The 24,906-nt window shown below is 62.5% G+C and carries 16 protein-coding genes and 1 pseudogene; 8 read left to right on the top strand and 9 right to left on the bottom strand.

Annotated elements, in window-relative coordinates:
* Positions 1-72: 72 nt before the first annotated feature.
* A complete protein-coding gene (gene nrdE / locus KR227_RS10565; RefSeq protein WP_218365312.1) occupies positions 73-2,220 on the top strand; it encodes a class 1b ribonucleoside-diphosphate reductase subunit alpha in 2,148 nt (715 codons plus the stop codon).
* Between the two features lie 90 nt (positions 2,221-2,310).
* Here nrdE and KR227_RS10560 read toward each other — a convergent pair whose 3' ends face one another.
* Entirely contained in the window at positions 2,311-2,742 is a 432-nt protein-coding gene (locus KR227_RS10560) for a hypothetical protein (protein WP_218365286.1), read from the bottom strand.
* Positions 2,743-2,906: 164 nt separating this feature from the next.
* On the opposite strand from KR227_RS10560, the gene KR227_RS10555 reads away from it, so the two are divergent.
* Both KR227_RS10555 and KR227_RS10550 read left to right on the top strand, forming a co-directional pair.
* Positions 2,907-3,671, top strand: a complete 765-nt coding sequence (locus KR227_RS10555) for a hypothetical protein (RefSeq protein WP_218365285.1) — start codon at positions 2,907-2,909, stop codon at positions 3,669-3,671.
* A 7-nt stretch (positions 3,672-3,678) separates the two neighbouring features.
* Complete coding sequence (locus tag KR227_RS10550; RefSeq protein WP_370625231.1) at positions 3,679-5,295, top strand: DNA polymerase Y family protein; 1,617 nt, start codon at positions 3,679-3,681, stop codon at positions 5,293-5,295.
* Here the strand turns inward: KR227_RS10550 and KR227_RS10545 are convergent.
* On the bottom strand, positions 5,292-6,017 hold the full coding sequence (locus tag KR227_RS10545) for a hypothetical protein (protein ID WP_218365283.1): 726 nt from the start codon (positions 6,015-6,017) through the stop codon (positions 5,292-5,294). The two genes, KR227_RS10550 and KR227_RS10545, sit on opposite strands and share 4 nt — an antisense overlap.
* Positions 6,018-6,159: 142 nt before the next feature.
* Here KR227_RS10545 and KR227_RS10540 point away from each other — a divergent pair, with 142 nt between their 5' ends.
* Together KR227_RS10540 and KR227_RS10535 are read left to right on the top strand one after the other, a co-directional pair.
* A complete protein-coding gene (locus tag KR227_RS10540; RefSeq protein ID WP_218365282.1) occupies positions 6,160-7,116 on the top strand; it encodes a sucrase ferredoxin in 957 nt (318 codons plus the stop codon).
* 43 nt (positions 7,117-7,159) lie between these two features.
* Entirely contained in the window at positions 7,160-10,099 is a 2,940-nt protein-coding gene (locus KR227_RS10535; protein ID WP_218365281.1) for an FAD-binding and (Fe-S)-binding domain-containing protein, read from the top strand.
* 38 nt (positions 10,100-10,137) lie between these two features.
* Here KR227_RS10535 and KR227_RS10530 read toward each other — a convergent pair whose 3' ends face one another.
* The 6 genes from KR227_RS10530 to KR227_RS10505 all read right to left on the bottom strand — a co-directional run bounded on the left by KR227_RS10530 (position 10,138) and on the right by KR227_RS10505 (position 19,085).
* A complete protein-coding gene (locus KR227_RS10530; RefSeq protein ID WP_218365280.1) occupies positions 10,138-13,287 on the bottom strand; it encodes a type I restriction endonuclease subunit R in 3,150 nt (1,049 codons plus the stop codon).
* Between the two features lie 3 nt (positions 13,288-13,290).
* A complete protein-coding gene (locus KR227_RS10525; RefSeq protein WP_218365279.1) occupies positions 13,291-14,412 on the bottom strand; it encodes a restriction endonuclease subunit S in 1,122 nt (373 codons plus the stop codon).
* A gap of 3 nt (positions 14,413-14,415) precedes the next feature.
* Positions 14,416-15,981, bottom strand: a complete 1,566-nt coding sequence (locus KR227_RS10520) for a type I restriction-modification system subunit M (RefSeq protein ID WP_218365278.1) — start codon at positions 15,979-15,981, stop codon at positions 14,416-14,418.
* 419 nt (positions 15,982-16,400) lie between these two features.
* Positions 16,401-17,078, bottom strand: a complete 678-nt coding sequence (locus KR227_RS10515) for a methionine ABC transporter permease (RefSeq protein ID WP_218365277.1) — start codon at positions 17,076-17,078, stop codon at positions 16,401-16,403.
* A complete protein-coding gene (locus tag KR227_RS10510) occupies positions 17,079-18,146 on the bottom strand; it encodes a methionine ABC transporter ATP-binding protein (protein ID WP_192796399.1) in 1,068 nt (355 codons plus the stop codon).
* 75 nt (positions 18,147-18,221) lie between these two features.
* Positions 18,222-19,085, bottom strand: a complete 864-nt coding sequence (locus KR227_RS10505; protein WP_218365276.1) for a MetQ/NlpA family ABC transporter substrate-binding protein — start codon at positions 19,083-19,085, stop codon at positions 18,222-18,224.
* A 149-nt stretch (positions 19,086-19,234) separates the two neighbouring features.
* Here KR227_RS10505 and KR227_RS10500 point away from each other — a divergent pair, with 149 nt between their 5' ends.
* From KR227_RS10500 to KR227_RS10490, 3 genes and pseudogenes are all read left to right on the top strand, one after another.
* Positions 19,235-22,396, top strand: a complete 3,162-nt coding sequence (locus tag KR227_RS10500; protein ID WP_218365275.1) for an error-prone DNA polymerase — start codon at positions 19,235-19,237, stop codon at positions 22,394-22,396.
* Positions 22,397-22,435: 39 nt separating this feature from the next.
* Positions 22,436-22,951 carry a PH domain-containing protein gene (locus KR227_RS10495; protein WP_218365274.1) on the top strand — a complete coding sequence of 172 codons (516 nt, stop codon included), beginning with the start codon at positions 22,436-22,438 and terminating at the stop codon, positions 22,949-22,951.
* A pseudogene (locus KR227_RS10490) lies at positions 22,948-24,333 on the top strand (PH domain-containing protein); the annotation flags it as partial. The gene KR227_RS10495 and the pseudogene KR227_RS10490, both read left to right, overlap by 4 nt.
* A gap of 28 nt (positions 24,334-24,361) precedes the next feature.
* Here the strand turns inward: KR227_RS10490 and KR227_RS10845 are convergent.
* On the bottom strand, positions 24,362-24,898 hold the full coding sequence (locus KR227_RS10845) for a tRNA (cytidine(34)-2'-O)-methyltransferase (RefSeq protein WP_370625230.1): 537 nt from the start codon (positions 24,896-24,898) through the stop codon (positions 24,362-24,364).
* Positions 24,899-24,906 lie beyond the last annotated feature (8 nt).

Here is a 24,906-nt window from a genome sequence, read left to right as displayed (position 1 = left end):
CACAGGTTGGCGCCGCTTAGGGCGCACAACCGAAATTTCGAGATGTAAAGGAAACGATCGACTGTGGCCGAGATGGGAAAGAACGTCGCCGAACCGGTGCGCAAGGCAGATCAGCTGGATTATCACGCGCTCAACGCGATGCTGAATCTGTACGACGATGAAGGCAAGATTCAATTCGATAAGGATCGTGAGGCGGCTAACCAGTTCTTCCTGCAGCACGTCAACCAGAACACCGTCTTTTTCCACAACCTCCGGGAGAAGCTGGATTATCTGCTGGACAATGACTACTACGAGAAGCATGTGCTGGAAAAGTGGGACTTCCCCTTTGTGAAGTCCCTATTCAAGCGGGCCTATGCGAAGCGCTTCCGCTTCGAGACCTTCCTCGGCGCCTATAAGTACTACACCAGCTACACCCTCACCACCTTCGATGGACGGCGCTATCTCGAGCGCTTCGAGGACCGCGTGTGCATGGTGGCGCTGACGCTCGCCGATGGCGATGAGCGCCTCGCCGAGATGCTGGTGGATGAGATCATGGGTGGCCGCTTCCAGCCCGCCACCCCGACCTTCCTCAACTCCGGTAAGGCCCAGCGCGGCGAGCCGGTGTCCTGCTTCCTGCTGCGCATCGAAGACAATATGGAATCGATCGGTCGCGCCATCAACTCCGCACTGCAGCTCTCCAAGCGCGGTGGCGGCGTGGCGTTGCTGCTGTCGAACCTGCGCGAGCAGGGCGCACCGATTAAGAAGATCGAAAACCAGTCCTCCGGCGTGGTGCCGGTGATGAAGCTGCTGGAGGATTCCTTCTCCTATGCCAACCAGCTGGGTGCCCGGCAGGGTGCCGGCGCCGTGTACCTGCACGCCCACCACCCGGACATCATGCGCTTTTTGGACACCAAGCGAGAGAACGCGGATGAGAAGATCCGCATTAAAACCCTCTCGCTCGGTGTGGTGATTCCCGATATCACCTTCGAGCTGGCGAAGAAGAACGATGACATGTATCTCTTCTCGCCCTATGACGTGGAGCGGGTCTATGGCAAGCCCTTCGCCGATGTGCCCATCAGCGAGCACTACGCAGAGATGGTGGAGGATCCCCGGATCCGCAAGACCAAGATCAACGCGCGCCATTTCTTCCAGACGCTCGCCGAGATCCAGTTTGAGTCCGGCTACCCCTACATCATGTTCGAGGACACGGTGAATGAGGCCAACCCCATCGAGGGCCGCATCACCCACTCGAACCTGTGCTCTGAGATCCTGCAGATCTCCACCGCCTCGGAGTTCAACGATGATCTGTCCTATTCCCACGTCGGCGAGGATATTTCCTGCAACTTGGGCTCGTTGAACATCGCCAAGACCATGGACTCTCCGGACTTCTCGGCCACCATCGAGGCCGCTATCCGCGGGCTGACGGCGGTGTCCGAGCAGACCGCGATCGACTCGGTGCCGTCGATCCGCAAGGGCAATGACAACGCCCACGCTATCGGCCTCGGCCAGATGAACCTGCACGGCTTTTTGGGCCGCGAGCACATCCACTATGGCTCCGAGGAGGCCCTGGACTTCACCAACGCCTACTTCGCCGCGGTGATGTATGAGTGCATCAAGGCCTCCAACCAGATCGCGAAGGAGCGTGGCGAGCACTTCACCAAGTTCGAAACCTCCGACTATGCCACCGGCGAGTTCTTCGACCGCTATGATCCGGCCGAGTTCGCGCCCCGCACCGAGCGGGTGAAGGAGATCTTCGCCAACTCCACCATTCACACCCCCACCGCAGAAGAGTGGGCGGAGCTGAAGGAATCGGTGGCCACTTACGGCATGTTTAACCGCTATCTGCAGGCGGTGCCGCCGACGGGCTCGATCTCGTATATCAACAACTCCACCTCCTCGATCCACCCGATCGCCTCCAAGGTGGAGATCCGCAAGGAAGGCAAGATTGGTCGCGTCTACTATCCGGCGCCGTATATGACCAATGAGAACCTGGACTACTACCAGGACGCCTACGAGGTTGGTTTCGAGAAGATTATCGATACCTACGCGGTGGCCACCAAGTACGTGGACCAGGGCCTCTCGCTCACGCTGTTCTTCAAGGACACCGCCACCACCCGCGATATCAACCGCGCCCAGATCTACGCGTGGCGCAAGGGCATTAAGACGGTCTACTACATCCGGCTGCGCCAAACCGCGCTCACCGGCACCGAAGTGCAGGGTTGCGTGAGCTGCATGCTCTAGCCCCTGCGCGCCTCGCGCCGTCTCGTCCGACAGTCTCATCCCGCACGGGGTGGGGCTGTTCGGCTTTATCGGGGCGCTCGCGTAGGAAACCTAGGCGGTATCCGCCCGATCCACATAGGCGAGCATCCGCGTGCCATCCACATGCGGAAATACCAGCCACATCCAGCCCCAGACGGCGAGGGCGAGTAGAGCCGTGGCCCAGAGGGCGGCTGGGGCGAGCACGGGGGCGAGCATGAGCGCCAGCCACACCGGAAAGAGCGGCATGAGCATGCTGGCGCGGGGGCGGTACTCAAAGCCGCGCGCCTCGAGATACTCGCGGATGCGCTGCCGATAGGGGTGGGTATAAATCAGCATGATGCCGAGCGCGATGCACGCCACCATGATCGCCACCTGTATCCCGCGCGGCAGGGAGGTGGTCAGCACAGCCACGCCCAGAGCAAAGAGCACAGAGGTGCCCAGGCGCACCGGTGCAGGCGTGGGTATCGGGTTGGGAAGGGAACGCACTTCGCTTATCGACGGCATACCCCTAGGTTATCGAGCGCCCCGGACAGCAGGGGAGCAGGGGGTGATAGCAGCATGGTTGACGTGGACTCAAGCGCGGTGTTTACTAGCACTAGTAAGAACGGGTGTTCGATACGCGAGAGTGTCGGCGAGGGTTGTGGCGACGCGCATGAGGGGTGGATACCGTGGATTCCTGCAGTGAGCAGCGCGCCGATCTGAGTGTGCTCAGCCGCGAACAGAAGGTGGCCGCCCTGCGCGCCCAGCTGGTGAGTATTGAGGGCGGAGGGGTCGCGCGCCCCGCCGAGATAACAACCACCGCAGAGCGAGAAACAGCAGGTAGTGTGCGCCTGCCACAGGTGCTGGCGGCGGCTATAGCTGGCGGCGGCCTGCCGCGCCGGGGGATTACCCTCGCCAGTGATTGTCCAGCGCTGGTGGTGTCCTTGGTGGCCTATGTCAGCGCCCAAGGGCAGCGGGTGGCGTTCGTTGGCTGGGAGGATCTGCTGCTCGCCGAGGTACTCGAAGAAGGAGGGCTATTAGAAAATATCATCGTTGTCCGTGGCGCGGGTGAGGACACCGTGCAGATCGCCGCCGTGCTTGCCGAGGGCATGGACGTGGTGGTGGCCTATCTTCCCGCACTGCGCCACGTGGGGGCGGCCGCTGAGCGGGCGCTGCGGGCGAAGCTGCGCCGCGGAGACTGCGCCGTGATGCTGGTCGGCGGCCCACAGCTGGTGGCGAATGCGGAGCTGCGGCTGGGCGCTACCCCGCAGCGTTTTCATGGCATGGACATGACAGGCCGCGGGCGCATTACCGGAGTGGATATTGCGGTGCAGGTACAGCAGCGGGGCCTGCCGGCCCGCACGGTGCATTATGAGCTGCGCGGTGCGGCGCCTGCCGCGGAATCCGCCGCGGCCGCCGGCGAGCCAGAGATAGTGCAGTTGCAGGTGATCTAGAGTGCGGGTGCTGGCACTGTGGTATCCCGACTGGCCGGCGCAGGTGGTCTCTCGCGTCACGGATAGCGGGCCGGATGTGCCCGTGATCGTGCACCACGAGCAGCGGGTATGGGTGGTCAACCAGGCGGGGCGTCGCCGTGGGGTGGCACGAGGCATGCGGCTGCGCGCCGCCCAGATGATCTGCCCCGAGGCAGTCACCGCGGCGCGAGACGACACCGCGGATGGGGAGGCCTTCGCGGTGATCGTGGAATCGCTCTCCCAGGTGGCGGCCACCGTGGAGGTGCTGCGCCCCGGGCTGGTGCTGGTAGCCGCAGATAGTCTGGCCCGCTACTACGGCACGGAGGATCGCGCGATGGATCTGGCGATGACGGCCGCCGCAGAAGAGGGCGTCGATCTGCGCATGGGGGTGGCCGATGAGCTGGCGACGGCGATTATCGCCGCCCGCAGTAGCCGCCTCGGTGCGGTGGTGCCCGCAGGCGGCAGTCGCGCATTCCTCGAGCAGGTGGGGCTGCGTGCCATCGGCGCCGAACCCAGCCTGGGAGTGGGGGAGGAGCTAGTGGGCCAGCTGGCGGAGATGGGTGTGCGTCGCTGCGGCGAGATGCTGCAGCTGCCGCGCGCGGCGGTGGCCACGCGATTCTCTCGCGCCGGGATGCGGCTCTATGCGATCTGTGCGGCCGATAGCTCGCGGCGCTTAGCGCCCGCAGCGGAGAATACGCGGGGAGAGGCCGTGGTGTATGCCCCCGAGGAGCCTCTGCTGCGGGTGGACCAGGCGGCCTTTATTGCCCGCTCCCTCGCGGCGCGGCTGCATGAGCGCCTCGCCGCCGCGGGCCGGGTATGTGTGCAGCTGGCGATTCGCGCCACCGTGGATGATGGCGCCAGCCAGTGCACGCTGGAAAGGGTATGGCGCACCTTCGCCCCCTTGGATGAGGCGGCCACCGCCGACAGGGTGCGCTGGCAGCTAGGCGGATGGATCACCCACCGGCAGCAGCACACCCAGGGCGAGGAGGACGATCTCACCGGCGGCATCGTGGAGCTCGAACTCATCCCCCTAGAGACGGAACAACCAGGGACGGATACCGGGCTATGGGAGGCGCTTGGCGATACGGCACAACGGGCCGAGCGCGCCGAGAAAGTCATCACCCGCGTGCAGTCACGCTATGGCAGCGATACGGTGCTGCGCCCCTTCGATCATGGTGGGCGCGGGGTAGTAGAGCGCATCGGCTATGTGAGCAATGGGGAGCGCGTTCCGGCAGCCGATACGGGCAGCTGGCCGGGGCGGCTGGCCGCGCCACTGCCCGCCCGGCGCAGCCCCGGATGGAATCATCCGGCCAGCAAGATCGGGCTGTATGATGCCGCCGGGGAGCCAGTGGCCCTCGCAGAGGATCTGCTGCTGAGCGCCACACCGCAGACGGTGGTGTGGGGCTCGCGGCGGCTGCGCGTGAGCGGCTGGGCTGGGCCCTGGCCGGTGGACGAGCAGTGGTGGTCGGCCGCGCCCGCATCCGGTGTCGGAATCCACCCCGCGCACGCCCGGCTCCAGCTCACGGCCACGGATCCCCGCCGCGTCTATGGCTGGGTGCTGGTGTGGGTGCGCGGCTCGTGGCGGATTGAGGCCAGCTATGTTTAGGCCGAGTGGGCGATATCGATCACTACCCGCGCCGGGTTTTCCAGCACCGTGACAGAGAAGGGGCGTTGGCCGCCGCTGAGGCCGATCACGAATTGGGTGCGGGCCTCGAAGGTGCCGGCGTCCAGCACCTCTTGCACGATGCCCTTGCCGGAGGTGTTGCTCCATTCCAGCGGCGGGAAGTCCTTGCCGAACTCCATCGGATAGGCGGTGCCGGTGAGATCCACCTGGAGATAGGTATCGCCGGCGACCTCGAGGGGGCGCCCGCTGGCCTGCTGCAGCGGCTGTGCCTCATAGACGGCGCGCCAGCCCGGGGTGCTGCCCTTTTCCACGTCGAGATCAATAACAACGCGGTCGAAGTTCTTGTGGCGGCCCACGCGCACCGCGGTGGGGAGCACCTTGCCGGTGCCCCCGCCCCATTCCTCGCTGGAGGTATTTTCGGCGGTGCTGAGCTCGCCGAGCGGGGTAATGCCCGGATCCTCGTTCACCGGCTCCCGATCCTCCGAGTCATACTCGGCCGGCAGGGTAGTGGAGGAGGTGACGGTCTCCGTGGAACGAGTGGTGGAGGTCTCTGCGGTGGTGCTCACCGAGACGCTGGTCTCTACGGGATCCTCCGCCTCGCCGGGGGAGCAGCCAGCCACCGTGAGCGAGGTAGCCAGCGCCACGCACGTCAGGGCGCGGGCATAGGGGCGGGACAGTACACGGGTAGAAGCGATGTCATTCATATTTTAATCCTACTAATTTGCTGCAGGTGTGTGGCCGCCTTGTGCTGGGGCGCAGCGGATGGGGGCTGGAGGGTGGCGTCGATAAGCGTGCAGGCGCCGCGTGGTAGGCGATACGAGGATATGCCCCACTAAGCTGGTGTCCATGACTGAGACTGCCGCCCCCGAGATTCCCACCGATGGCCGTTTGTCCTGCGAGCCGGAGCAGATGGCCTGCTCAGAGCTGAAGGAGGAGCCCATCGAGGGCACGGCCAAAGCGGGGCAGAAGTTTGTGCTTTTCGAACACCACCAGGGCTGGAGCCGCGATGTGCTCGATGGCGGTTCCTTTGGCGGGGAGCTCAGTGGCAAGCTCAGCTACTTCTTCGGGGTGCATAACGCCTCCTTTCAGCTCATTCGCCCCGCGGGCAGGCCGAAGCCGCGCGAGCGCTACCGCGTGTTCATCATTTTCACCGGCAATGGGCTGCAGCAGCCCGTGGTGGAGCGGCTGGAGGTCAGCTGCCCGCAGGACCTTTTAAAGCTCAACCTCGATAGGCCGCTGGCCAATGGTGGGCAGAAAGTGACGCACCCGCTGGTGCTGGTGTGCACCCACGGCAAGCGCGATAAGTGCTGCGCGATTAAGGGCCGGCCCCTCGCCGCAGAATTAGCGGCGCGCTCCGAGGAGGAATGGGTATGGGAAACCTCGCACATGAAGGGGCACCGCTTCGCCGCCACCCTCATGCTCATGCCTTGGGGCTATTCCTATGCCTATATGGACACCGAGCGTGCCCTCGCCATGCTGGAGGCGGTGCAGCGCGGGGAGCTCTACCTGCCGCAGCTGCGCGGTCGGGGCTGTTTCGACGCCGCCGGGCAGGTGGCCGAGATCCTCGTGGCGCGCAGCTATGGCAGCCCCGAGATCGGCTCGCTCTATGTGGAGGAGGTGGACTTGGGCGGGGAAAAGAACCCGGAGAAAACGGTGCGGGAAGTCAGCCTGCCCGATGGCTCCAGCTATCACGTGTTCTTAGAGCGCCGACCGGCAGGGGAGATGATCCCATCCTGTGGGAAACCGGCGAAAAAGGCCCACAAGTGGGTGGGGCGCGTGCGGCGCGTCGTGGCGGAAAGCTAGGAAAAAGTCACGGGTGATGGGATGCCAGCATAGGCTGGTGTCTATGCCCGCACTCTTTCAGAAAAAGTCAGCCAGCATCGGAGTACCGCCCCAGCCGGAGGGGGCCGAGTACCCGGATCATTTTCCCGAAGAGCTCGCCGAGGGCAGCCCGCGGCAGCTGCGGGAGGACCTCGAAGCTCTGCTCGGGACGCGCAATGTGCATGCCCGCGCCCTCGATTTGGTGCGCTATGCCACCGATGCCAGCCCCTATCGGCGCTTCCCGCAGATCGTGGCCAGCCCCAGCACGGAGCAGGAGATTGCGGATATTTTTGCCTATGCGCAGCAGAATCACCGCACCGTGACCTTCCGCTCCGGCGGGTCCTCGCTCAATGGCCAGGCCCAATCCGATGACATCCTGCTGGATGTGCGGGAGAACTTCCGCGGGCTGGTGGTGCACCCCGAATCCGTGACGGTGCGCCCCGGCGAGGCCCTCGGCGGAGTGCAGAATGTGCTTGCCCGCTACGGGCGGGTGCTGGGCCCGGACCCGGCGTCGGCAAGCGTAGCGACGATCGGCGGCGTGCTGGCGAATAATGCCGGCGGCATGCGCTGCAGCCTAGAAAAAGACTCCTATCACAGCGTGCAGGGGCTGAAGATCGTGTTGCCGAGCGGCACCATCATCGATACCCGCCTGCCCGATGCGGAGGAGACACTGTGGCAGCGGGAGCCGGAGCTTGCCCAAGGGCTCATCGAGCTGCGGGATGAGATCCGCGCCGACGAAGCACTGGTGGCGCGGCTGCGCACGAAGTTCTCCATCCGCAACACCATTGGTCTGCGCCTGGATGCCTTCCTCGATGCCGATACCGCCAGCGGCATCCTCACCAAGCTGATGATCGGCTCCGAGGGGATTCTCGGCTTCATCGCGGAAGCCGATATCGCCACCCTGCCCAAGCCGCGCTATACCGCCGTGACCTGGGTGACCCTGCCCAGCCTGGAGCTCGCCGCGGACTATGTGCACCGCCTCATGGAGGCCGGCGCCCTGGCCTGTGAGCTGCTCGTCTCCCCGGTATTGAAGGGCTCGGTCGGCTCCTTTAAGGGGGCCCACGATGAGTGGGCATCGCTTGACGACGACGCTTCGGCGCTGCTCCTCGAGGTGGGAGGAACCACGGAGGACGAACGCGACGCGGCCGTGGCTGCGGCACGGGCCGTGCTGGCCGATGCGGAGCTGCTCTCCCCGCTGCACTTCATGGAGGACGCCATCGACCAGGCCAATGCCTGGGAGATTCGCTCCGGGCTGATGCCGCTGCTCGGGCACCAGCGCCCGCAAAACTCCTCGCTGATCACCGAGGACGTGTGCTTCCCGCCGGCACGCATCGGCGAGGCCGCCAAAGACCTCATGGAGCTGCTGCGCGAATACGACTATCCGCCCTCGGTGATGGGGCATGCCGCCTTCGGTAACCTGCACTTTTTCATGACGCCCTCCTTCGGTTCCTCAGACGAAGTGCGCCGCTATGACCAGTTCATCGAAGAGATGACGGAGCTGGTGCTCAATAAATACGATGGCTCCCTCAAAGCCGAGCACGGCACCGGGCTGAACATGGCCCCGCTGGTGGAACGCGAATGGGGGCCCCAAGCCTTCGACCTGATGTGGCGGGTGAAGCGACTGATCGACCCCACCGGCATCCTCGCCCCCGATGTGCAGCTCACCAGCAACGCCGAGGTGCACCTCCAAGACTTCAAGTCCACCCCCGCCATCGAGGCGATCGCCAATGCCTGCATCGAATGCGGCTTCTGCGAGGAAGTCTGCCCCTCCCGGCACGTCACCACCACCCCGCGCCAGCGGATCGTGCTGCGCCGCGAGATGGCCCGGCAGCCCGCCGGCTCCCAGATGCTCGGGGCGCTCATCGACGAATATGGCTACGACGCCATCGACATGTGCGCCGCGGACTCCAGCTGCGCCATCGCCTGCCCGCTGCGCATCGACACCGGCAAGATGATGAAACTCTTCCGCGAGCTGGAAAACGGCCAGATCGCCAACCGCGTGGCACTCATCTTGGCCAAGAACTGGGCGGCCGTGGAGACCGCCGCCCGCAGCGGCCTGAGTGCACAGGACGCACTCAAGAAAGTGGTGGGGGAGAAACTCGGCGCCCGCTCCGTGTCCATCGCCACCGGACTGCTGCGCTCCTTCATGGACAATGACCTCGTGCCCTCCGCCGAACACGGCCTACCCAGCGGGGCCGCCACTCTGCCTGCAGGGGAGGATCCGGCCGTAGCGGATGCCGTGTACTTCCCCGCCTGCGTGAACCGCATGTTCGGCCGCTCCGGGAAAGGCCACTCCCTCCCCGAAACCCTGCTCGCGCTCTCCCAGCGTGCCGGGCAGAAGGTGGCGATCCCCCAAGATGTGGCCGGCACCTGCTGCACCACGCCATTTAGCTCCAAGGGCTTTCACGACGCCAAAACCTATATGGCGCGCCACACCGCCGAGAAACTATGGCAGTGGTCCCGCCACGGCGCCATCCCCGTGATCGTGGACGCCTCCAGCTGCACCCACGGCATCCTCTCCGGTATCCCCGAGTGCCTCGAGGGCGAGCTCGCCGAGAACTTCGCCCAGATCGAGATCCTCGACGCCACCCAATGGGCCGCCCGACTGATCGAGCACCTTGAACCCACCCGCCGCCTCGGGCGGGTGGCCGTGCACCCGAACTGCTCGCTGGCCCACATGGAACTCAGCGACACCCTCGTGCGCGTCGCCAGTTTCGCCGCCGACGAGGCCTTTGTGCCCCGCGGCGCCGGCTGCTGCGGCACCGCGGGCGACCGCGGCATGCTCCACCCCGAGCTTCTCGACGCCGCCACCCGCGACGAGCGCGCCGGGCTGGCCGAGGCCGAAGCCAACGGGCGCGTGGACGCCTATGTGTCCTCCAACCGCACCTGCGAGCTGGGCATGGAACAAATCACCGGGCGAAGCTACGAGCACGTGCTGTACCTGCTGGAGGAGGCGACGCGGTAGGGAAGCGGGGCGTATGCTGCCAGTTGGGTCAATGACGATCAGCGTGACCGCGTCAAGATGTTAGGGGCAATGAGATCTTGGAATCTCTCTAGATGAGCCTCTAGGCGGCTTCTAACTTGTTTCTTCTTCTGATCAAGAGTTTCTGCACCATTGGTTGGTTTAGCGAAGCGCGAGCGCCTGATTTGGAGAATTGAGGCTAAACCCGTTCCCGTCCGGGGGACCATGCCTGTTTGACGGGCAGTGTCCATAAAATCTTTGGCGAGTTCGCGGTTGAGATTCTCTTCAGTTACTATCGCCTCAAATTCCTGTTGCTCTTTAAGAGTGATAAAATCCACCCAATCACAGCTGACGTCCCTGTCAGCTGTGACAGAGTTGACGAACTGTTCGATAAGGTCGCGCCGGTTCCTTAAAGTGGGGCTAGCATTTATAGCGCGGGTAATCTCCGCACGGACGTTCTTGACGCTATCTTTTCCATTTTCACTGATGTATTTTTCGACCAGTAGCAAGATGTAGTCAACAGTAATCTCGACTTGACGGACAAGTTCAATCTCGAAGGTGACATCATCCGTAATGTCCTCCTTCTCAGTCTCATTAGCTCCTCGAAAAGTATCGTAGAGGTCAAGGTAGATACTGCGATAATCTTGAAGTTCTCGTTCTCCTAGGATCTCGTTACCAGCGAACTCGTCAAAAGAGGTGAGAATGTTGAGCAACCGTAGGATGGCGCCAAAAAGTTCAATGAATTCTTTTCGAGCTGCTTCGCCGACGATCGGTTGGCTTACCGGGAATTTTTCGAGTAGTTCCGAGGCTTTGTCAGCGTACTGTTGGTAATACTCGGAGTAAGGCTTCATCAGTACTACGCCGCGGGCGTCCTTGTTGCCAAACAGAGCCAGCGCGTCGTTGGTCTGTTCCTCCAGATCGCGGAAGGACACGATGTTGCCGTAGGTCTTCACCGAGTTCAGGATGCGATTGGTCCGCGAGTAAGCCTGAATCAGCCCATGGGAGCGCAGGTTCTTGTCCGCCCATAGGGTGTTTAGGGTGGTGGCGTCAAAGCCGGTGAGGAACATGTTTACCACAATGACCATGTCCAGCTGCCGGTTTTTCAGCCGCATGGACAGGTCTTTGTAGTAGCTCTGGAAGCTCTCGGCGCTGGTGTCGTAGGAGGTGCCAAACAGGTCGTTGTAGTCCTGGATGGCCTGTTCCAGAAAGTCTCGGGAGGGCGTGTCCAGCTTGCCGGTATCAAAGCCCTCTTCGTCCATGAAGTCGTCGGTTTCGGCCTCGTTGGCGGCGTAGGAATAGATAATCGCTATTCTTAGCTGCTGGTCGGGACGCATAGTCCCGTCTTTAATGCGCTGTTTTTGCTGCTCCCGGAAGGCGTTGTAGTATCGCCGCGCCGCCTCGATGGAGGCTGTGGCAAAGATGGAGTTGAATCCGGCGATCCGCCTAGAGGCCTTCACCTCCGCAACGGCGTCTTTGCGGTCGCGGGCCACGTCGGCGACGTTGGTGACCTGCGAGTAGCGGTACTTCTCTTTCCGTTTGGTCTTTTGTGCGTAGTGGTCCAGGGTATAGTCGACGATTTTCGCTATGCGTTCGGGCGCCAGCAGGGCCTTTTCCGTATCGATACCGCTCGTCTCACCCTCGTGCACCGCCCCCAGCTGCACGGTGTTGATGTAGTCGATCTTGAACGGCAGCACGTTCTTATCGGTGATGGCGTCCACGATGGTGTAGGTGTGCAGCTTTGTGCCAAAGGCATGCTCGGTGGTGCGCACGGTGCCGCTGCTGGGGCAGTTTTGGGCGAAGATCGGGGTGCCTGTAAATCCAAAGAGGTTGTAGCGCTTGAAGGCCTTGGTGATTTGCTTGTGCATGTCACCGAATTGGGAGCGGTGGCATTCGTCAAAAATGATCACCACGTGCTGGGAGTACACGGGGTGCCCTGGGTTTGCGGCGATGAACCGCGCGAGCTTCTGGATGGTGGTGATGATGATCCGGGCCTTGGGGTCGGCTAGCTGCCTGGCCAGCACTGCGGTGGAGGTGTTGGAGTTCGCAGCGCCTTTTTGGAAGCGGTCGTACTCCTTCATGGTTTGGTAGTCTAGGTCCTTGCGGTCCACCACAAACAGGACCTTGTCCACGGACTCCATGCGGGAGGCCAGCTGTGCGGTCTTGAAGGAGGTGAGCGTCTTTCCGGAGCCGGTGGTGTGCCAGATGTATCCGCCGGCCTTAACGCTGCCCAGGGTATGGTAATTGGTCGCTCGAGTAATTCGCTGGAGGATCCGCTCGGTGGCCACGATCTGGTAGGGCCGCATGGCCAGCAAAGTGCCGTCGGCGGTGAGCACGCAGTACTTGGTCAGAATGTTCAGCAGCGAGTGCTTGCTAAAAAACGTCCGCGCAAAGGATGTCAGGTCGCGGATGGGGTGGTTCTGCGCGTCGGCCCACCAGGAGGTGAACTCAAAGGAGTTGGAGGTATTCTTGGCCGGCGCAGCGCTCCTGCCGCCCTGGCTTTCCTTGATACGCCTAGAGCGGGTGGAATTGGAGTAGTACTTGGTCAACGTTCCGTTGGAGATCACAAACAGCTGCACGTACTGGTACAGCCCCGTGCCGGACCAGAAGGAGTCGCGCCAGTAGCGGTTGATTTGGTTGAAGGCCTCTCGGATGTCGACACCCCGCCGCTTGAGCTCAATATGAACCAGCGGAAGGCCGTTGACTAGCACCGTGACGTCGTAGCGCGTGTGCTGGGTCGCTCCTGCCGATGCCCCCTCGGCCGCATATTGGTTAATCACCTGCAGGCGGTTGTTGTGGATGTGCTGCGTATCCAGCAGGCGGATATTCTTCACCGTCCCGTCGTCCCGGGTGAGCAGCTGGACCGGGTCCTCCTGGATACGCCGGGTCTTCTCAGTGATGCCCTCGTTCGCCGGCGCAATGCAGGTGGTGAAGAATCGATCCCACTCCGAGTTCGTGAAGGCATAGGAATTCAGCAGTGACAGCTGGGAACGAAGATTCGCCAGCAGCTGATCCTCGCTGTGCAACTGCACGTACTCATACCCCTGCTCCTGCAGGATGGAGATGAACTCCTCCTCTAGGGCCGACTCCGACTGATAGGAGGAAGCCCCATCTTCCGGGAACTCAAAAAACGAGACCACCGTCGCCTCATCCGACACCGCAATCGGAGAGAACCCCTCCGTCACCTCGGCCATGACCTAAACCTCCAGCTCTTTGAACGTCAGTAACTTATCCCGGTAGTACTCGTACTGCTTGCGCCGTGCGGCGATCTCGGCAGGGATTCCGGCGCAAGTATCGTTAACAAGCCGGTCTAATTCATCCAAAACCGTGGCATCCCTCTTCTGTTTCTCAAGGGGCGGGAGATCAATTCGCAAACGATTGAGATTCTTTACGGCTAGGCCGGGTTGGGCGGACTTGGTCGCGTATTGGTTGAGGTTCATAGAGATGAGAAGGTGGTAGATCCAACGGGTAACCACATCCCTCTTTGGGGTCACTGTAACGGCGTGCTCTGTAGCGTAGAATGGACCCTCAGCCCAGTTTACTACTCCGCACAGCGCTCCCTGGCGGCCAATTAGGGGAAGGCTTTCTGAGGTTGGTTGGAGGCTCACGTAGCCTCTAATTCCATTTCCTCCGTAACATGGAGTCTTGAACTCCTCGGAGGATTCGTTCGAAATCAGAGCCGACTTGATGCTTTTTCCAGCTTTGAGGGTGACAATATTGTCGAGTTGTGTGGTTGCCCGCTCCGAGCAAAACCACGGAGATAAAAGCATGTCCCTAAACAAGTCTAGTTGCGTCCTGCGAGCAATCAGCTCTTTCTCCAGCTCTTTCTCCAGTATAACAAACTTATCGAGAATATCGGCGATGACACGCTGGATTTCCAGAGGGGGAGTAGGTATCCTAAATTCTACGATCATAGGCTTTCGGATTGAGGTTACAGTAGCTGCCACCCAACGCCTAGATATGTGTGATTTAAATTTTTTTTGGAACCAGTAATAAGCAAACTTGGGATAGATTTTGACCTGTTGGTCTTCTTTAAAGCTGATCCTGTAAGCTCGCTGGTGGAGCGCATACTTCCCCTCGATGTAGTGGAATATGGAACCGATTGATCCTTCGCCCGGGATGATGATCGCGGTCTCGTCGAACTCGTACTGGTTGTGGCGGAGTGGCTGTGCTGATCGGACGAAAAAGGGATATTTTCCGTCGCTGGCTTGGTCTTTTCTGTCGCTACTTCCTGTTCCTACGTGCGCAACGTCGCCGATTCGGAGGTAGGGCACCCCGTTCGGGCAGAGTCCCTGGATCAGATCGTCGATGTGGCTCATGGGTTAGGCATCGCCTTCAAGGTCGGCGATAATGGCGTCGACCTCGTCGCGGAGTTTTTGCTGGCGGGCGACGATCTCTTTGATCTCCTGGTTGAGCTGCTTGATGTCGATCTCCTCGGTGGTGTCCTCGGGTTCGACGTAGGCGGTAACGGTGAGGTTGCAATCGTTGGCCAGGATCTCCTCCTGGGGGACCAGTTGGGCGAAGTAGTCCTGCGTCTCTCGAGCCTGGAGGGCATCGAGAATCTTTGTGCGGTGCTCCTCACCCAAGGTGTTCTTGTTGCCGCGGCGGACAAACAGGCTAGAGCCGTCAACGAACAAAACGTTGTTGTCCCGCTTGTTCTTCTTCAGCACGATGATGCATGTGGCGATCGTCGTGCCGAAGAACAAGTCCGGCGGAAGTTGGATCACGGCATCTACATAGTTGTTGTCCACCAGGTACTTGCGAATTTTCTGCTCAGCGCCACCGCGGTAGAGCACGCCCGGGAACTCAACGATCGCGGCGGTGCCGTTCTCGGCAAGCCAGGAGAGGATATGCATTGTGAAGGCCAGATCCGCCTTGGACGGCGGGGCGAGAACACCGGCGGGGGAGAAGCGGACATCGTCAATAAGAACCGAGTCGTTCTTGCCCGGCCACTTCACCGAGTACGGAGGGTTGGAGACGATCGCCTCGAAAGGCTCCATCGCCTCGTGCCGGGGGGAAGGCTCCGTGAGGGTGTCGCCCAAGGCAATGTCGAACTGGTCGAAGCCCACGTCGTGCAGGAACATGTTGATCCTAGCCAGATTGTAGGTGGTCAGGTTGATCTCCTGGCCAAAGTAGCCCTGCTGCACGCCTTCCGGGCCGAGGATCTTGCGGAATTTCAGCAGCAGTGAACCCGAGCCACAGGCTGGGTCGTACACGCGATTGACCTTGGTCTTGCCCATGACCGTGATGCGGGCCAGCAGTTCAGAGACCTCCTGCGGGGTGTAGTACTCGCCGCCGGACTTGCCGGCGGAGGAGGCGTACATGCCCATCAGGTACTCGTAGGCGTCGCCGAACAGATCAATCTCATTATCCTGCAGGTTGCCTAGGGGAAGGTCGCCGATTGCATCCAGCAGGCGGCACAGGGTGGCGTTGCGCTTGGCAACGCTGTTGCCCAGCTTGGAGCTGTTGACATCAACGTCGTCGAATAGGCCCTTCAGATCGCCCTCGCTGTCCGTGCCCACCGCGGAGCCCTCAATGTTGCGGAAAATCTGCGCCAGAGTCTCATTGAGGTTCTCATCGAAGCGGGCACGGGCGCGGACATTCTCAAACAGCTCCGAGGGAAGGATGAAGAAGCCCTTTTCTTCGATCGTGGTCTCTCGGCCTAGGATTGCCTCCTCGTCCGGGAGTGCCGCGTAGCTGAACTCCGGGTTCTCGCCCTCAGTGTGTTCCCACTCATCCAGGTAGGCGGCCAGGTTCTCCGAAATGAAACGGTAGAACAACATGCTCAAAACGTAAGCCTTGAAATCCCAGCCATCCACGCTGCCGCGCAGGTCGTTGGCGATTCTCCAAATGGTTTTGTGTAATTCTGTGCGTTGAGTTTCAGGCATGTGGTGGTGATTCTTTTGTCGTCGTAGGAGGGCGGCCAACGCCAAGACAATCAGGTCTATGAGCAATCCTTACTCTGCCATAGTTCGAACGAGATATGGAATAGTGGCACGCCAGTTTTGATAGTGTGCCGTGCACGCGAAGCTCGACTCCGTAAGGCCAACCAGATTAGCACTAAGAACCAGCTCCACACAGCACGACTGTGGCGAAGTCTGCTTTCGTTTTGGGTGGTGTTGCGGTTAGGTGCGTAGTCCGACTGCGAGCAGATTTTCTCGCTGGGTGACCGTACTTGGTTCTTTGAGGTTGTGCTGAGATTCAGAGTAGCTCAAAGTCCCAAGCCCGCCGTGGGGTGCCCATACGCCAGCAGCGCCCCCGATGAAACGGGGACGCTGCGTCGATAAGCGTGCTGCGATGAGCCGAACTAGCGGCGCATGATCTTCTTCGACAGCCAGTTGCCGAAGAACTGCGCGAGCTGGACGATGATGATGATCACCGCGGTGGCCACGAGGGTGACGGTCCAATCGAAGGAACGATAGCCGTAGACGATGGCGAAATCGCCCAGGCCGCCGCCGCCGATGTAGCCGGCCATGGCGGACATATCCACCACCGCGATAAAGATGAAGGTATAGCCCAGCACCAGCGGGCCGAGGGCCTCGGGAACGATGATCGTGGTGATGATCTTCCACGGCGAGGCCCCCATGGCGCGGGCCGCCTCGATCACACCGGGATCGATGGCCACCAGGTTCTGCTCCACGATGCGGGCGACGGCGAAGGTCGCGGCGATTGACATCACGAAGGTGGCGGCGCCGGTACCGATGGTCGAGCCGATGGCCACCTTGGTCAGCGGGCCGATGAAGGCGATGAGGATGATGAAGGGGATCGGGCGGATGAAGTTCACCAACACGTTGAGCACGGCGTAGACAAACGAGTTGCGCAGGATGCCGCTCGGGCGCGTGGTGTAGAGCAAAATGCCCAGCACCAGCCCGAAGAAGCCGCCGGCCACCATCGTGATGCCCACCATGTAGAGGGTCTCGAAGATGGAGTCGATGAAGGTATCGCCGAGCCGATCCCAGTCAGCTGCGAGATAAGTGGTGTCCATTTAAGAAATCTCCTGAATCTCGGTGGTCTGCGTGAGGGAGCGGTAGAACTCGTCGATGGCGGCATTATCGCCGTTCAGACGGACGGTGACTTTGCCGAAGGAATTACCCTGCAGGGTGGTCACGCCGCCGTGCACAATATCGACGCTCACATCGGCCTCGCGGGCGTGGCCGGCCGCAGTGAAGAAGCCGGAGGTCTCGGTGAGCTTGACGGTAAATAGTCGCCCCGGTTTGCCGCGAAGATCATCCGACTCCACATTGTCCGGCTCATTGCGCAGGGTGGTGGCCACAAAGCGGCGAGCCACGGCGGTCTGCGGATCCGAGAACACCTCGAATACCGAGCCCTGCTCCACCACGCGGCCGTTTTCCATCACCACCACCTTGTCGGCGATCGAACGCACCACATCCATTTCGTGGGTGATCACCACGATGGTGATGCCGAACTCCTTGTTCACCTTGCGCAGCAGGGCCAGCACATCCTGGGTGGTCTCGGGGTCGAGAGCCGAGGTGGCCTCATCGGCCAGCAACAAGGAGGGGTTGGTGGCCAGGGCGCGGGCGATGCCCACGCGCTGCTTCTGTCCGCCGGACAGCTGCTCGGGATAGGAGCCGCCCTTATCGGAGAGGCCCACGAAGTCCAGCATCTCCTGGACGCGCTTGGTGCGCTCGGCCTTGGAGATGCCGGCCAGCTCGAGGGGGTAGGCGATATTGCCGGCTGCGGTGCGCGCGGAAAACAGGTTGAACTGCTGGAAGATCATGCCGATGTGGCGGCGCAGCTGGCGCACCTTCTTCTCCGGCATGCCCACGATATTGGTGCCGTCCAGCAGAATCTCGCCGGAGCTCGGCACATCGAGGCCATTGATCTGGCGCACCAAGGTGGACTTGCCCGCACCGGAGTAGCCGATCACGCCGAGGATCTCCCCGGGGGCGACGGTGAGATTGACGTTATCCAGGGCGGTCACCGTGCCGCGCTTCGTGGAGAAGGTCTTAGACACGTTGCGGAATTCAATAGCGGTGCCAGTAGTACCGGACGGGATGGAGCCGGCGGCGGCCGCGTGTGGTTGTTGTGCCACGAGCGAAAAGTTCCTTAAAACGTAGGTGAATGGAAACAAAGGCCCCCTAGAAAAAAGGGGGCCGTGGTGTGGGGATTAGCCCTTGCGGATCTCGTCCTCGAGACGGTGCAGGATCTCCTGCAGCTCATCGGCGGGGCGATCCACGGCGACGGAGGTGCCGGCGGTGTCCTCTTGATCGGCATCCACCACAGCCTGGGTGTGCCAGATCTCGGCGAGCTTTTTCAGCTGCTCATTGTCCTTGTCCTCGGCGCGCACAACCACCACGTTGATATAGGGCTCGGCGAGCTCAGAGTTGGGGTCATCGGCGAAGATGGAGGACTTCGGGTCGATGCCGGCGCGATCCAGGAAGGAGTTGTTGATGATGGCCGGCTTGCCCTCGCCCCAACCGGTGGGGGTCTGCGCGGCATCCACCGGCTGCACCTCAACCTTGGACTTATCCTTATCGATGTCGGCCGGGGTGGGGTTATCCACGTCATTCTTCAGGGTGATCAGATCCGCCTGCACCAGCACGTTGATAGCGCGGCCCTGGTTGGAGGGATCGTTCGGGATCACGATTTCCTGGCCCTCGATGCCGTCGAGGGAATCGTGGTCCTTCCAGTACAGTGCCAGCGGCACGATATAGGTGGAGCCGATCGGCAGGAGGTCATCGCCGGAGCCCACATTGTGCTCGGCGAGGAACTTCAGGTGCTGGAAGCTATTGGCGTCGATCTCGCCCTCGGCCAGCGCCTTATTCGGGGTATTGAAATCGCTGAAGTTCACAACCTCGAGGTCGATGTCGTTCTCGTTGGCTGCGTCCTCCCAGGCGGCGAACTGCTTCAGGGTGGAATCAGTAGAGCCGAGCTTGATGGTGGAGGAATCATCGCTGCCGCAGGCTACAAGCGCGGTGGCGGACAGGGCCACGGTGGCCAGGGCGGCGGTGGTGCGGGTAAATCGCTTCATGGGAACATCCTTAGAAAAAAGTAGTAGAAAGAGCTGTCTATTTGACGCTGCTCTACGCTAGCACCTTCGTTTGAATCTGTACAGCTTGGTCTACGGAGGGGGCAATAAGGGGCTAGAACAGGTGTGCGAAACATGCTAGCGTGGGGCGCATGGAATGGAATGGCTGCTTCTTGGGGGTCAATGCTCGCCCTTTAAGCTGGTCAAAACTGGAAAGGCTGCTCTCTGGCCGCTATGATGGGCGCCTGCAATCGGCACCCACTCAGTCTAGCCCTAACGCAGCGCATGTTCGACAGTCGCACGGGCGTATCGCGGACCTGCATTGCCGCTCGAGTTATAGCTTTTTACACGGCGCATCTGAGCCAGAAGAACTCGTCGCTCGCGCCGTGGAATTGGGCTACCGCGCCCTCGGGTTGTGCGATCGCGATGGCCTCTATGGCGTGGTGAAATTCGCCGAGGCCGCAGCGCAGTATCAGCTGGACACGATCATCGGTGCCGAGCTCAGCGTCGGCGAACAGCTGGGGATTCCGGCCACCTTGTGTGTGCTCGCCAAGGACGTCGAAGGCTATCGCCGCCTCAGCCGCGTTATCTCCGCCGCGGCTATGGCCGCAGGGGAAAAAGACCACACGGTCTATCCCTCACTGGCGGCGCTCGGCACCGCTGCCGGCGGTCACTGGTATGTGCTTGTCGACGCCACCTGGGCCCCACAGCTTCCCGCCCTCATCGCGGCATTCGGGCGGGAGAATATCCGCCTCGAGTACCGGATTTCTCGCCGCCCCACGGACGCCGATGCGCACGCCGAGCTGGACCGGCTTCGCGCCCAGTACCAGCTGCGGGGGACCGTTTCCGCCGTGGCGACTGCCGCCACGATGGGCGCGCGGCGACTCGCCGCCGCGAAGGACGCCCTCGCCGCCCGCCGCAGCGTGGGCGATCACGCCGCGGAACTCGATCCCATGGGTGGGCGCTGGCTGCTGGGGGAGAAGGCGCTGGCCACCATGGTGCCGCACGCCAGTGACCTCATGGCAGAGAATCTGCGGCTGGCGGAGGAATGCGCCTTAGAGCTCACCCTCGTGGCCCCGAATCTGCCCAGCCACGGCGACAACGAGATGGCGCAGCTGCGCCAGCTGGTCGCGGAGCGGGCTCCCCAGCGCTATGCGTCCCGGCCCACCGAGATCGCCCACCGCGCCCATGCGCAGATCGACTATGAGCTGGAGGTGATCGAACAGCTCGGCTTCGCCGGGTATTTCCTCATCGTGTGCGGGATCGTGGATTTTTGCCGGCGGGAGAATATTCTCTGCCAAGGTCGCGGCTCAGCCGCCAACTCTGCGGTGGTCTTTGCCCTCGGCATCACGAATGTGGAGCCGATCAGTGCGCGGCTGCTCTTTGAGCGCTTCCTCTCTCCCGAAAGAGAAGGGCCGCCGGATATCGATATTGATATTGAATCGGGCCGCCGCGAGGAGGTGATCCAATACGTCTACAACACCTATGGCCGCGACTACGCCGCCATGGTGGCCAATGTGATTACCTATCGCCATAAGGGGGCGATACGCGATGCTGGGCGCGCCCTCGGTTTTGCGCAGGGCAGCTGTGATGCCTGGTCGCGCGGCGTCGCCGACCCGCCAGAGCAGGTGCGCCAGCTCGCGGCCAGTCTGGAAGGCCAGCCTCGGCATCTCGGCATTCACTCCGGCGGCATGGTGCTGTGTGATCGCCCCATCGCGGATGTGGTGCCTGTGGAATGGGCGCGCATGGACGATCGCTCCGTGGTGCAGTGGGATAAGGATGACTGCGCCTCCGCGGGGCTGGTGAAATTCGACCTCTTGGGCCTGGGCATGCTCGAGGCCCTGCACCACATGATCGATCTCGTGGCAGAGCAGCACGGCATCACCGTGCATTTATGGGAGCTCGACCTCGCCGAGCCGGAGGTCTATGCCATGCTCGCCCGCGCCGATGCCGTGGGGGTCTTTCAGGTGGAATCCCGCGCCCAGCTCAATACCCTGCCGCGGCTAAAACCACGCGAGTTCTTCGACCTCGTGGTGGAGGTCGCTCTGGTACGCCCGGGCCCGATTCAGGGCGGCTCAGTGCACCCCTATATCCGCCGCCGCAATGGCCTCGAGCCCGTGGAGTTCGATCACCCCTGCCTGGAAAACGCGCTGGCTAAAACCCTCGGCGTGCCGCTCTTTCAGGAACAGCTCATGCAGATAGCGGTGGACGCCGCCGGTTTTAGCGGCGTCGAGGCCGATGCTTTACGACGCGCCATGGGCTCTAAACGCTCCCCGGAGAGAATGGAGACGCTGCGGGCGAAGTTCTATGCGGGCTGTAAAAGCACCCACAATATAGATGAGGACACCGCCCACCGGCTGTGGCTGAAAATTATGGCCTTCGCCGCCTATGGTTTTCCCGAATCCCACTCCCAATCCTTCGCCTCCTTGGTGTATTTTTCGGCCTGGTTTAAATACCACTACCCGGCCGAGTTCTGCGTCGGCCTGCTGCGCGCCCAACCCATGGGCTTTTATTCGCCCCAATCCCTGATCCAAGACGCCCGCCGGCACGGGGTGCAGGTAGAGCCGGTCTCGGTGCTGGACTCGGATGTGCAACCACGGGTGGACAACGGGGCAATCCGGCTGGGACTGTGCTCGGTGAAAGGGCTGCGGCGGCAGGCGGCCGAGAAGCTCGAGGAGATCCGACACGGCCTAACGCCGGCATCGACGGTGGCTGATATCGCCCGCGCCGCCGAGCTGAACGTCCGGGATGTGGAAAGCCTCGGCCGCGCCGGGGCCTTCGCGGCGCTCGGGATCAGCCGCCGCCAAACCCAATGGGTGGCGGGCGTGGCGGCCAGTGAGCAGCAGGGCATGCTGCCAGGGCTCTCGGCGATCACCGCGCCGCCGCTGCCGGGAATGAACACCTTTGAGCTCATGGTGGCCGATGTGGCCAGCACCGGGATCACCCCAGCCAGCCAGCCGCTGGAGCTCATCCGCGCCGAGCTGGACCGGCGCGGGGTGATACCCGCGGCGCAGCTGCTGGCACAGGAGGACGGCCGCCGCATCCTCGTGGCCGGCATTATCACCCATCGCCAGCGTCCCCAGACCGCCAGTGGGGCAGTATTTTTTGGCATGGAAGACGAGACCGGCTTGATCAATGTGGTGGTCTCGCCGGGGCTGTGGGCGCGCTATCGCCGGCTCGCGCGCACCGCCACCGCGTTGCTCGTGCGCGGTATTGTGCGCACCGCCACCGGGGCGGCCACCGTGGAGGCCGATAAGTTCGAGCCCCTGGCCCTCGGAGAGATGCTGGACCTCCGTTCCCGCGACTTTCGCTAAGCAGCGGGGCACGGTGCGCACTGTGCTAAAAGTGGGCCTATGGCTTCTCACACCGAACTCAACCAGCGCGACGCCGACGCCATGGGCGTGACGTTTCAGCCCGTCTCCCCGGCCTTGGTGAAGGCGCGGCTTATCGGCCGCATGCCCGCTCTGGTCCTTGCGGCACTCGGCATGGCCATCGGTGCGTACTTCGCCTCTGGTGGGTGGCAGATTGCGCTCATCATTGGTGCGATCGCCTTGGCTGGCATCATCGCGTTTATCGCCTGGCTCACCATCGTGCAAGTGGCGCGCATCGGCTGGGCGGAAACCGAGGATGAGCTGCTGGTGCGCCGCGGCCGCCTGTTCTACAGCCTCACTGTGGTGCCCTATGGCCGCATCCAATTCGTCGATATCAATAACGGCCCCATCGAGCGTGCTCTGGGGCTGAAGAATATCGAGCTGCACACCGCGTCCTCCACCAGCGACTCCAGCATTCCGGGCCTGCCCGAGGATGTGGCCTCCGAGTTGCGCGCGCGTCTGAGTGAGAAGGCGAAGGAGAGGATGAGCGGCCTGTGAAAGAAGAACTGCACCCCGACGCCGCCGCACCAGACAACGGCGCGGCTGCGGTCACCGCAGACAACGCCGAATTCCAGCGCGTTCACCCTCTGACCCCGCTGATTCGTTTCTGGCGGGCGCTGCTGGCGCTGATCGTCGCCATCGGCATCAACCAGCGGGAGCTCCTCGGCGATATTGTTGGTTTGCTGCGCGATCGGGACTCTTTTTCCCTCCTGCCCATCGTGGTGAGTATCGGCGGCACCGTGCTTGTGCTCGGGCTGACGTGGGCGCTGTCCCGGATCTGGTGGAAGCGCAATGGCTATCGCCTCGGCAGCGATGAAGTGGTGGTGGAAAAAGGCGTATTCAGCCGCCAATCCCGGTCCGCGCGCTGCGATAGGATTCAGGCCGTCGATGTGGCCGAGCCCCTCGTCGCCCGTATCTGTGGTCTTGCTGCCGTGCACATTGAAACTGCAGGCGGCGATGATTCGGTGCTGAAGATCGAGTACCTAGATAAAAACACCGCCGAGCAGGTCAAAGACACTGTGCTGCGCCATAGCCGCGGAGAACAGGACGCGCCGAGGGGCGCTGCTACCGAGAGTGCTGCGGCTGAGTGGCCAGTGACCGAGCACTCCGCGCCCGCAGCTCCCGCGGCCGCCGCGCCAGAGCTGCTGGCCGCCGTTCCTGTGCGCCAGGCCTTGCTCGCGCTGGCCCTCCAGTGGTCCACCATCGTTACGGCGCTGGCGCTCATCCTGATCGTGCTCACCCCTGCCGGACTCGCCATCGTGCTGCCGATGCTCCTCGCTGGCTTACCTTCCGTGGTCAGCTTCGCGAATAGGGCGTGGGGCTTTCGTGCCGAGCACAATGCCACCACCCATGAGCTGCTGCTGCGCTATGGGCTCACCGAGCGTCGCTCGCAAACCGTGCCGCTGCACCGCGTACACGGGGTATCCATCACCCAGCCGCTGCTGTGGCGGCGCATCGGCTGGTGGAAGGTCACGGTGTCGGTGGCCGGCTATGGCGATAGCAGCGATACCTCCACCACCACGACGGTGCTGCCGGTGGGAGACTATGCCACGGCCACCGCGTTACTCCTGCTACTCAGCAAGGTCGACGCCGAGCACCTGCAGGGGCCGGCGCAGCCAGGGCAGCTGCACTCGCCGATGCTGCGTTCTCCCCGCCAGGCGCGATGGTTGGGGCCGGTGCACTATCGCTACCGCGGGCTCAGCCTGGTGGAGGACTACGCCGTCATCCACACCGGGCGCTTCAGCCGCACCATGAGCGTGGTGGAGCTGGAGCATATTCAGGAGCTCACGCTCAGCGCCGGGCCGCTGCAGCAGTACCTCGGGCTGGTGAGCGTCCGCCTCGACTTGGTGGAAGGCCCGGTAAAGATGGAGCTCAAGCATATCGCCAGCGCCGATGGCTACGCCCTGCTTAATCGGCTCCGCCAGCGCCAGCTCCCGGCGCTGCACAGCCCGGATAGCCCAGCTGCCGCCACGCCTCATAGGCCGCCACAGCCGCCGCATTGGACAGATTCATCGATCTCCGCCCCGCCAGCATCGGAATCCGCACCTGAGCGGTGATGCGGGGATGGGAGAGCGCCGCCGCGCTCAGCCCCGTTGGCTCGGTGCCGAAGAGCAGCACATCGCCGGGCTGGTAGTGCACCTCCGAGTGGCTAAGAGTGCCGCTGGTGGTGAAGGCGAAGACCCGAGCATCGGGCAGTGAGTCGAGGCACGCTGCAAGCGAGGAGTGCACCTGCACCTGGGCGAGGTCGTGATAGTCAAGACCGGCCCGGCGCAGGTGCTTTTCGCTGAGATCGAAGCCGAGTGGCTCGCACAGGTGCAGGGTGGCGCCCGTGCCGGCGCACATGCGGATGGCGTTGCCGGTATTCGGGGGAATCACCGGGTTATCAAAGACCACATGGGCATAGGGCAGGGCGGTGCTGGGGCTGGTAACGGGCGCGGTGTTCACGTGGGCCC

The organism is Corynebacterium sp. TAE3-ERU30 (assembly GCF_019209925.1).
Classification (GTDB): Bacteria; Actinomycetota; Actinomycetes; order Mycobacteriales; family Mycobacteriaceae; genus Corynebacterium; species Corynebacterium megadyptis.
This window is presented reverse-complemented; position numbering and strand designations above follow the sequence as displayed.

What these genes read in the sequence shown, in the direction of transcription:
- nrdE (WP_218365312.1), top strand. Translation starts at nt 73, where the DNA reads ATGGGAAAGAACGTCGCCGAACCGGTGCGCAAGGCAGATCAGCTGGAT.
- KR227_RS10560 (WP_218365286.1), bottom strand. Translation starts at nt 2,742, where the DNA reads ATGCCGTCGATAAGCGAAGTGCGTTCCCTTCCCAACCCGATACCCACG.
- KR227_RS10545 (WP_218365283.1), bottom strand. Translation starts at nt 6,017, where the DNA reads ATGAATGACATCGCTTCTACCCGTGTACTGTCCCGCCCCTATGCCCGC.
- KR227_RS10540 (WP_218365282.1), top strand. Translation starts at nt 6,160, where the DNA reads ATGACTGAGACTGCCGCCCCCGAGATTCCCACCGATGGCCGTTTGTCC.
- KR227_RS10535 (WP_218365281.1), top strand. Translation starts at nt 7,160, where the DNA reads ATGCCCGCACTCTTTCAGAAAAAGTCAGCCAGCATCGGAGTACCGCCC.
- KR227_RS10530 (WP_218365280.1), bottom strand. Translation starts at nt 13,287, where the DNA reads ATGGCCGAGGTGACGGAGGGGTTCTCTCCGATTGCGGTGTCGGATGAG.
- KR227_RS10525 (WP_218365279.1), bottom strand. Translation starts at nt 14,412, where the DNA reads ATGAGCCACATCGACGATCTGATCCAGGGACTCTGCCCGAACGGGGTG.
- KR227_RS10520 (WP_218365278.1), bottom strand. Translation starts at nt 15,981, where the DNA reads ATGCCTGAAACTCAACGCACAGAATTACACAAAACCATTTGGAGAATC.
- KR227_RS10515 (WP_218365277.1), bottom strand. Translation starts at nt 17,078, where the DNA reads ATGGACACCACTTATCTCGCAGCTGACTGGGATCGGCTCGGCGATACC.
- KR227_RS10505 (WP_218365276.1), bottom strand. Translation starts at nt 19,085, where the DNA reads ATGAAGCGATTTACCCGCACCACCGCCGCCCTGGCCACCGTGGCCCTG.
- KR227_RS10500 (WP_218365275.1), top strand. Translation starts at nt 19,235, where the DNA reads ATGGAATGGAATGGCTGCTTCTTGGGGGTCAATGCTCGCCCTTTAAGC.
- KR227_RS10495 (WP_218365274.1), top strand. Translation starts at nt 22,436, where the DNA reads ATGGCTTCTCACACCGAACTCAACCAGCGCGACGCCGACGCCATGGGC.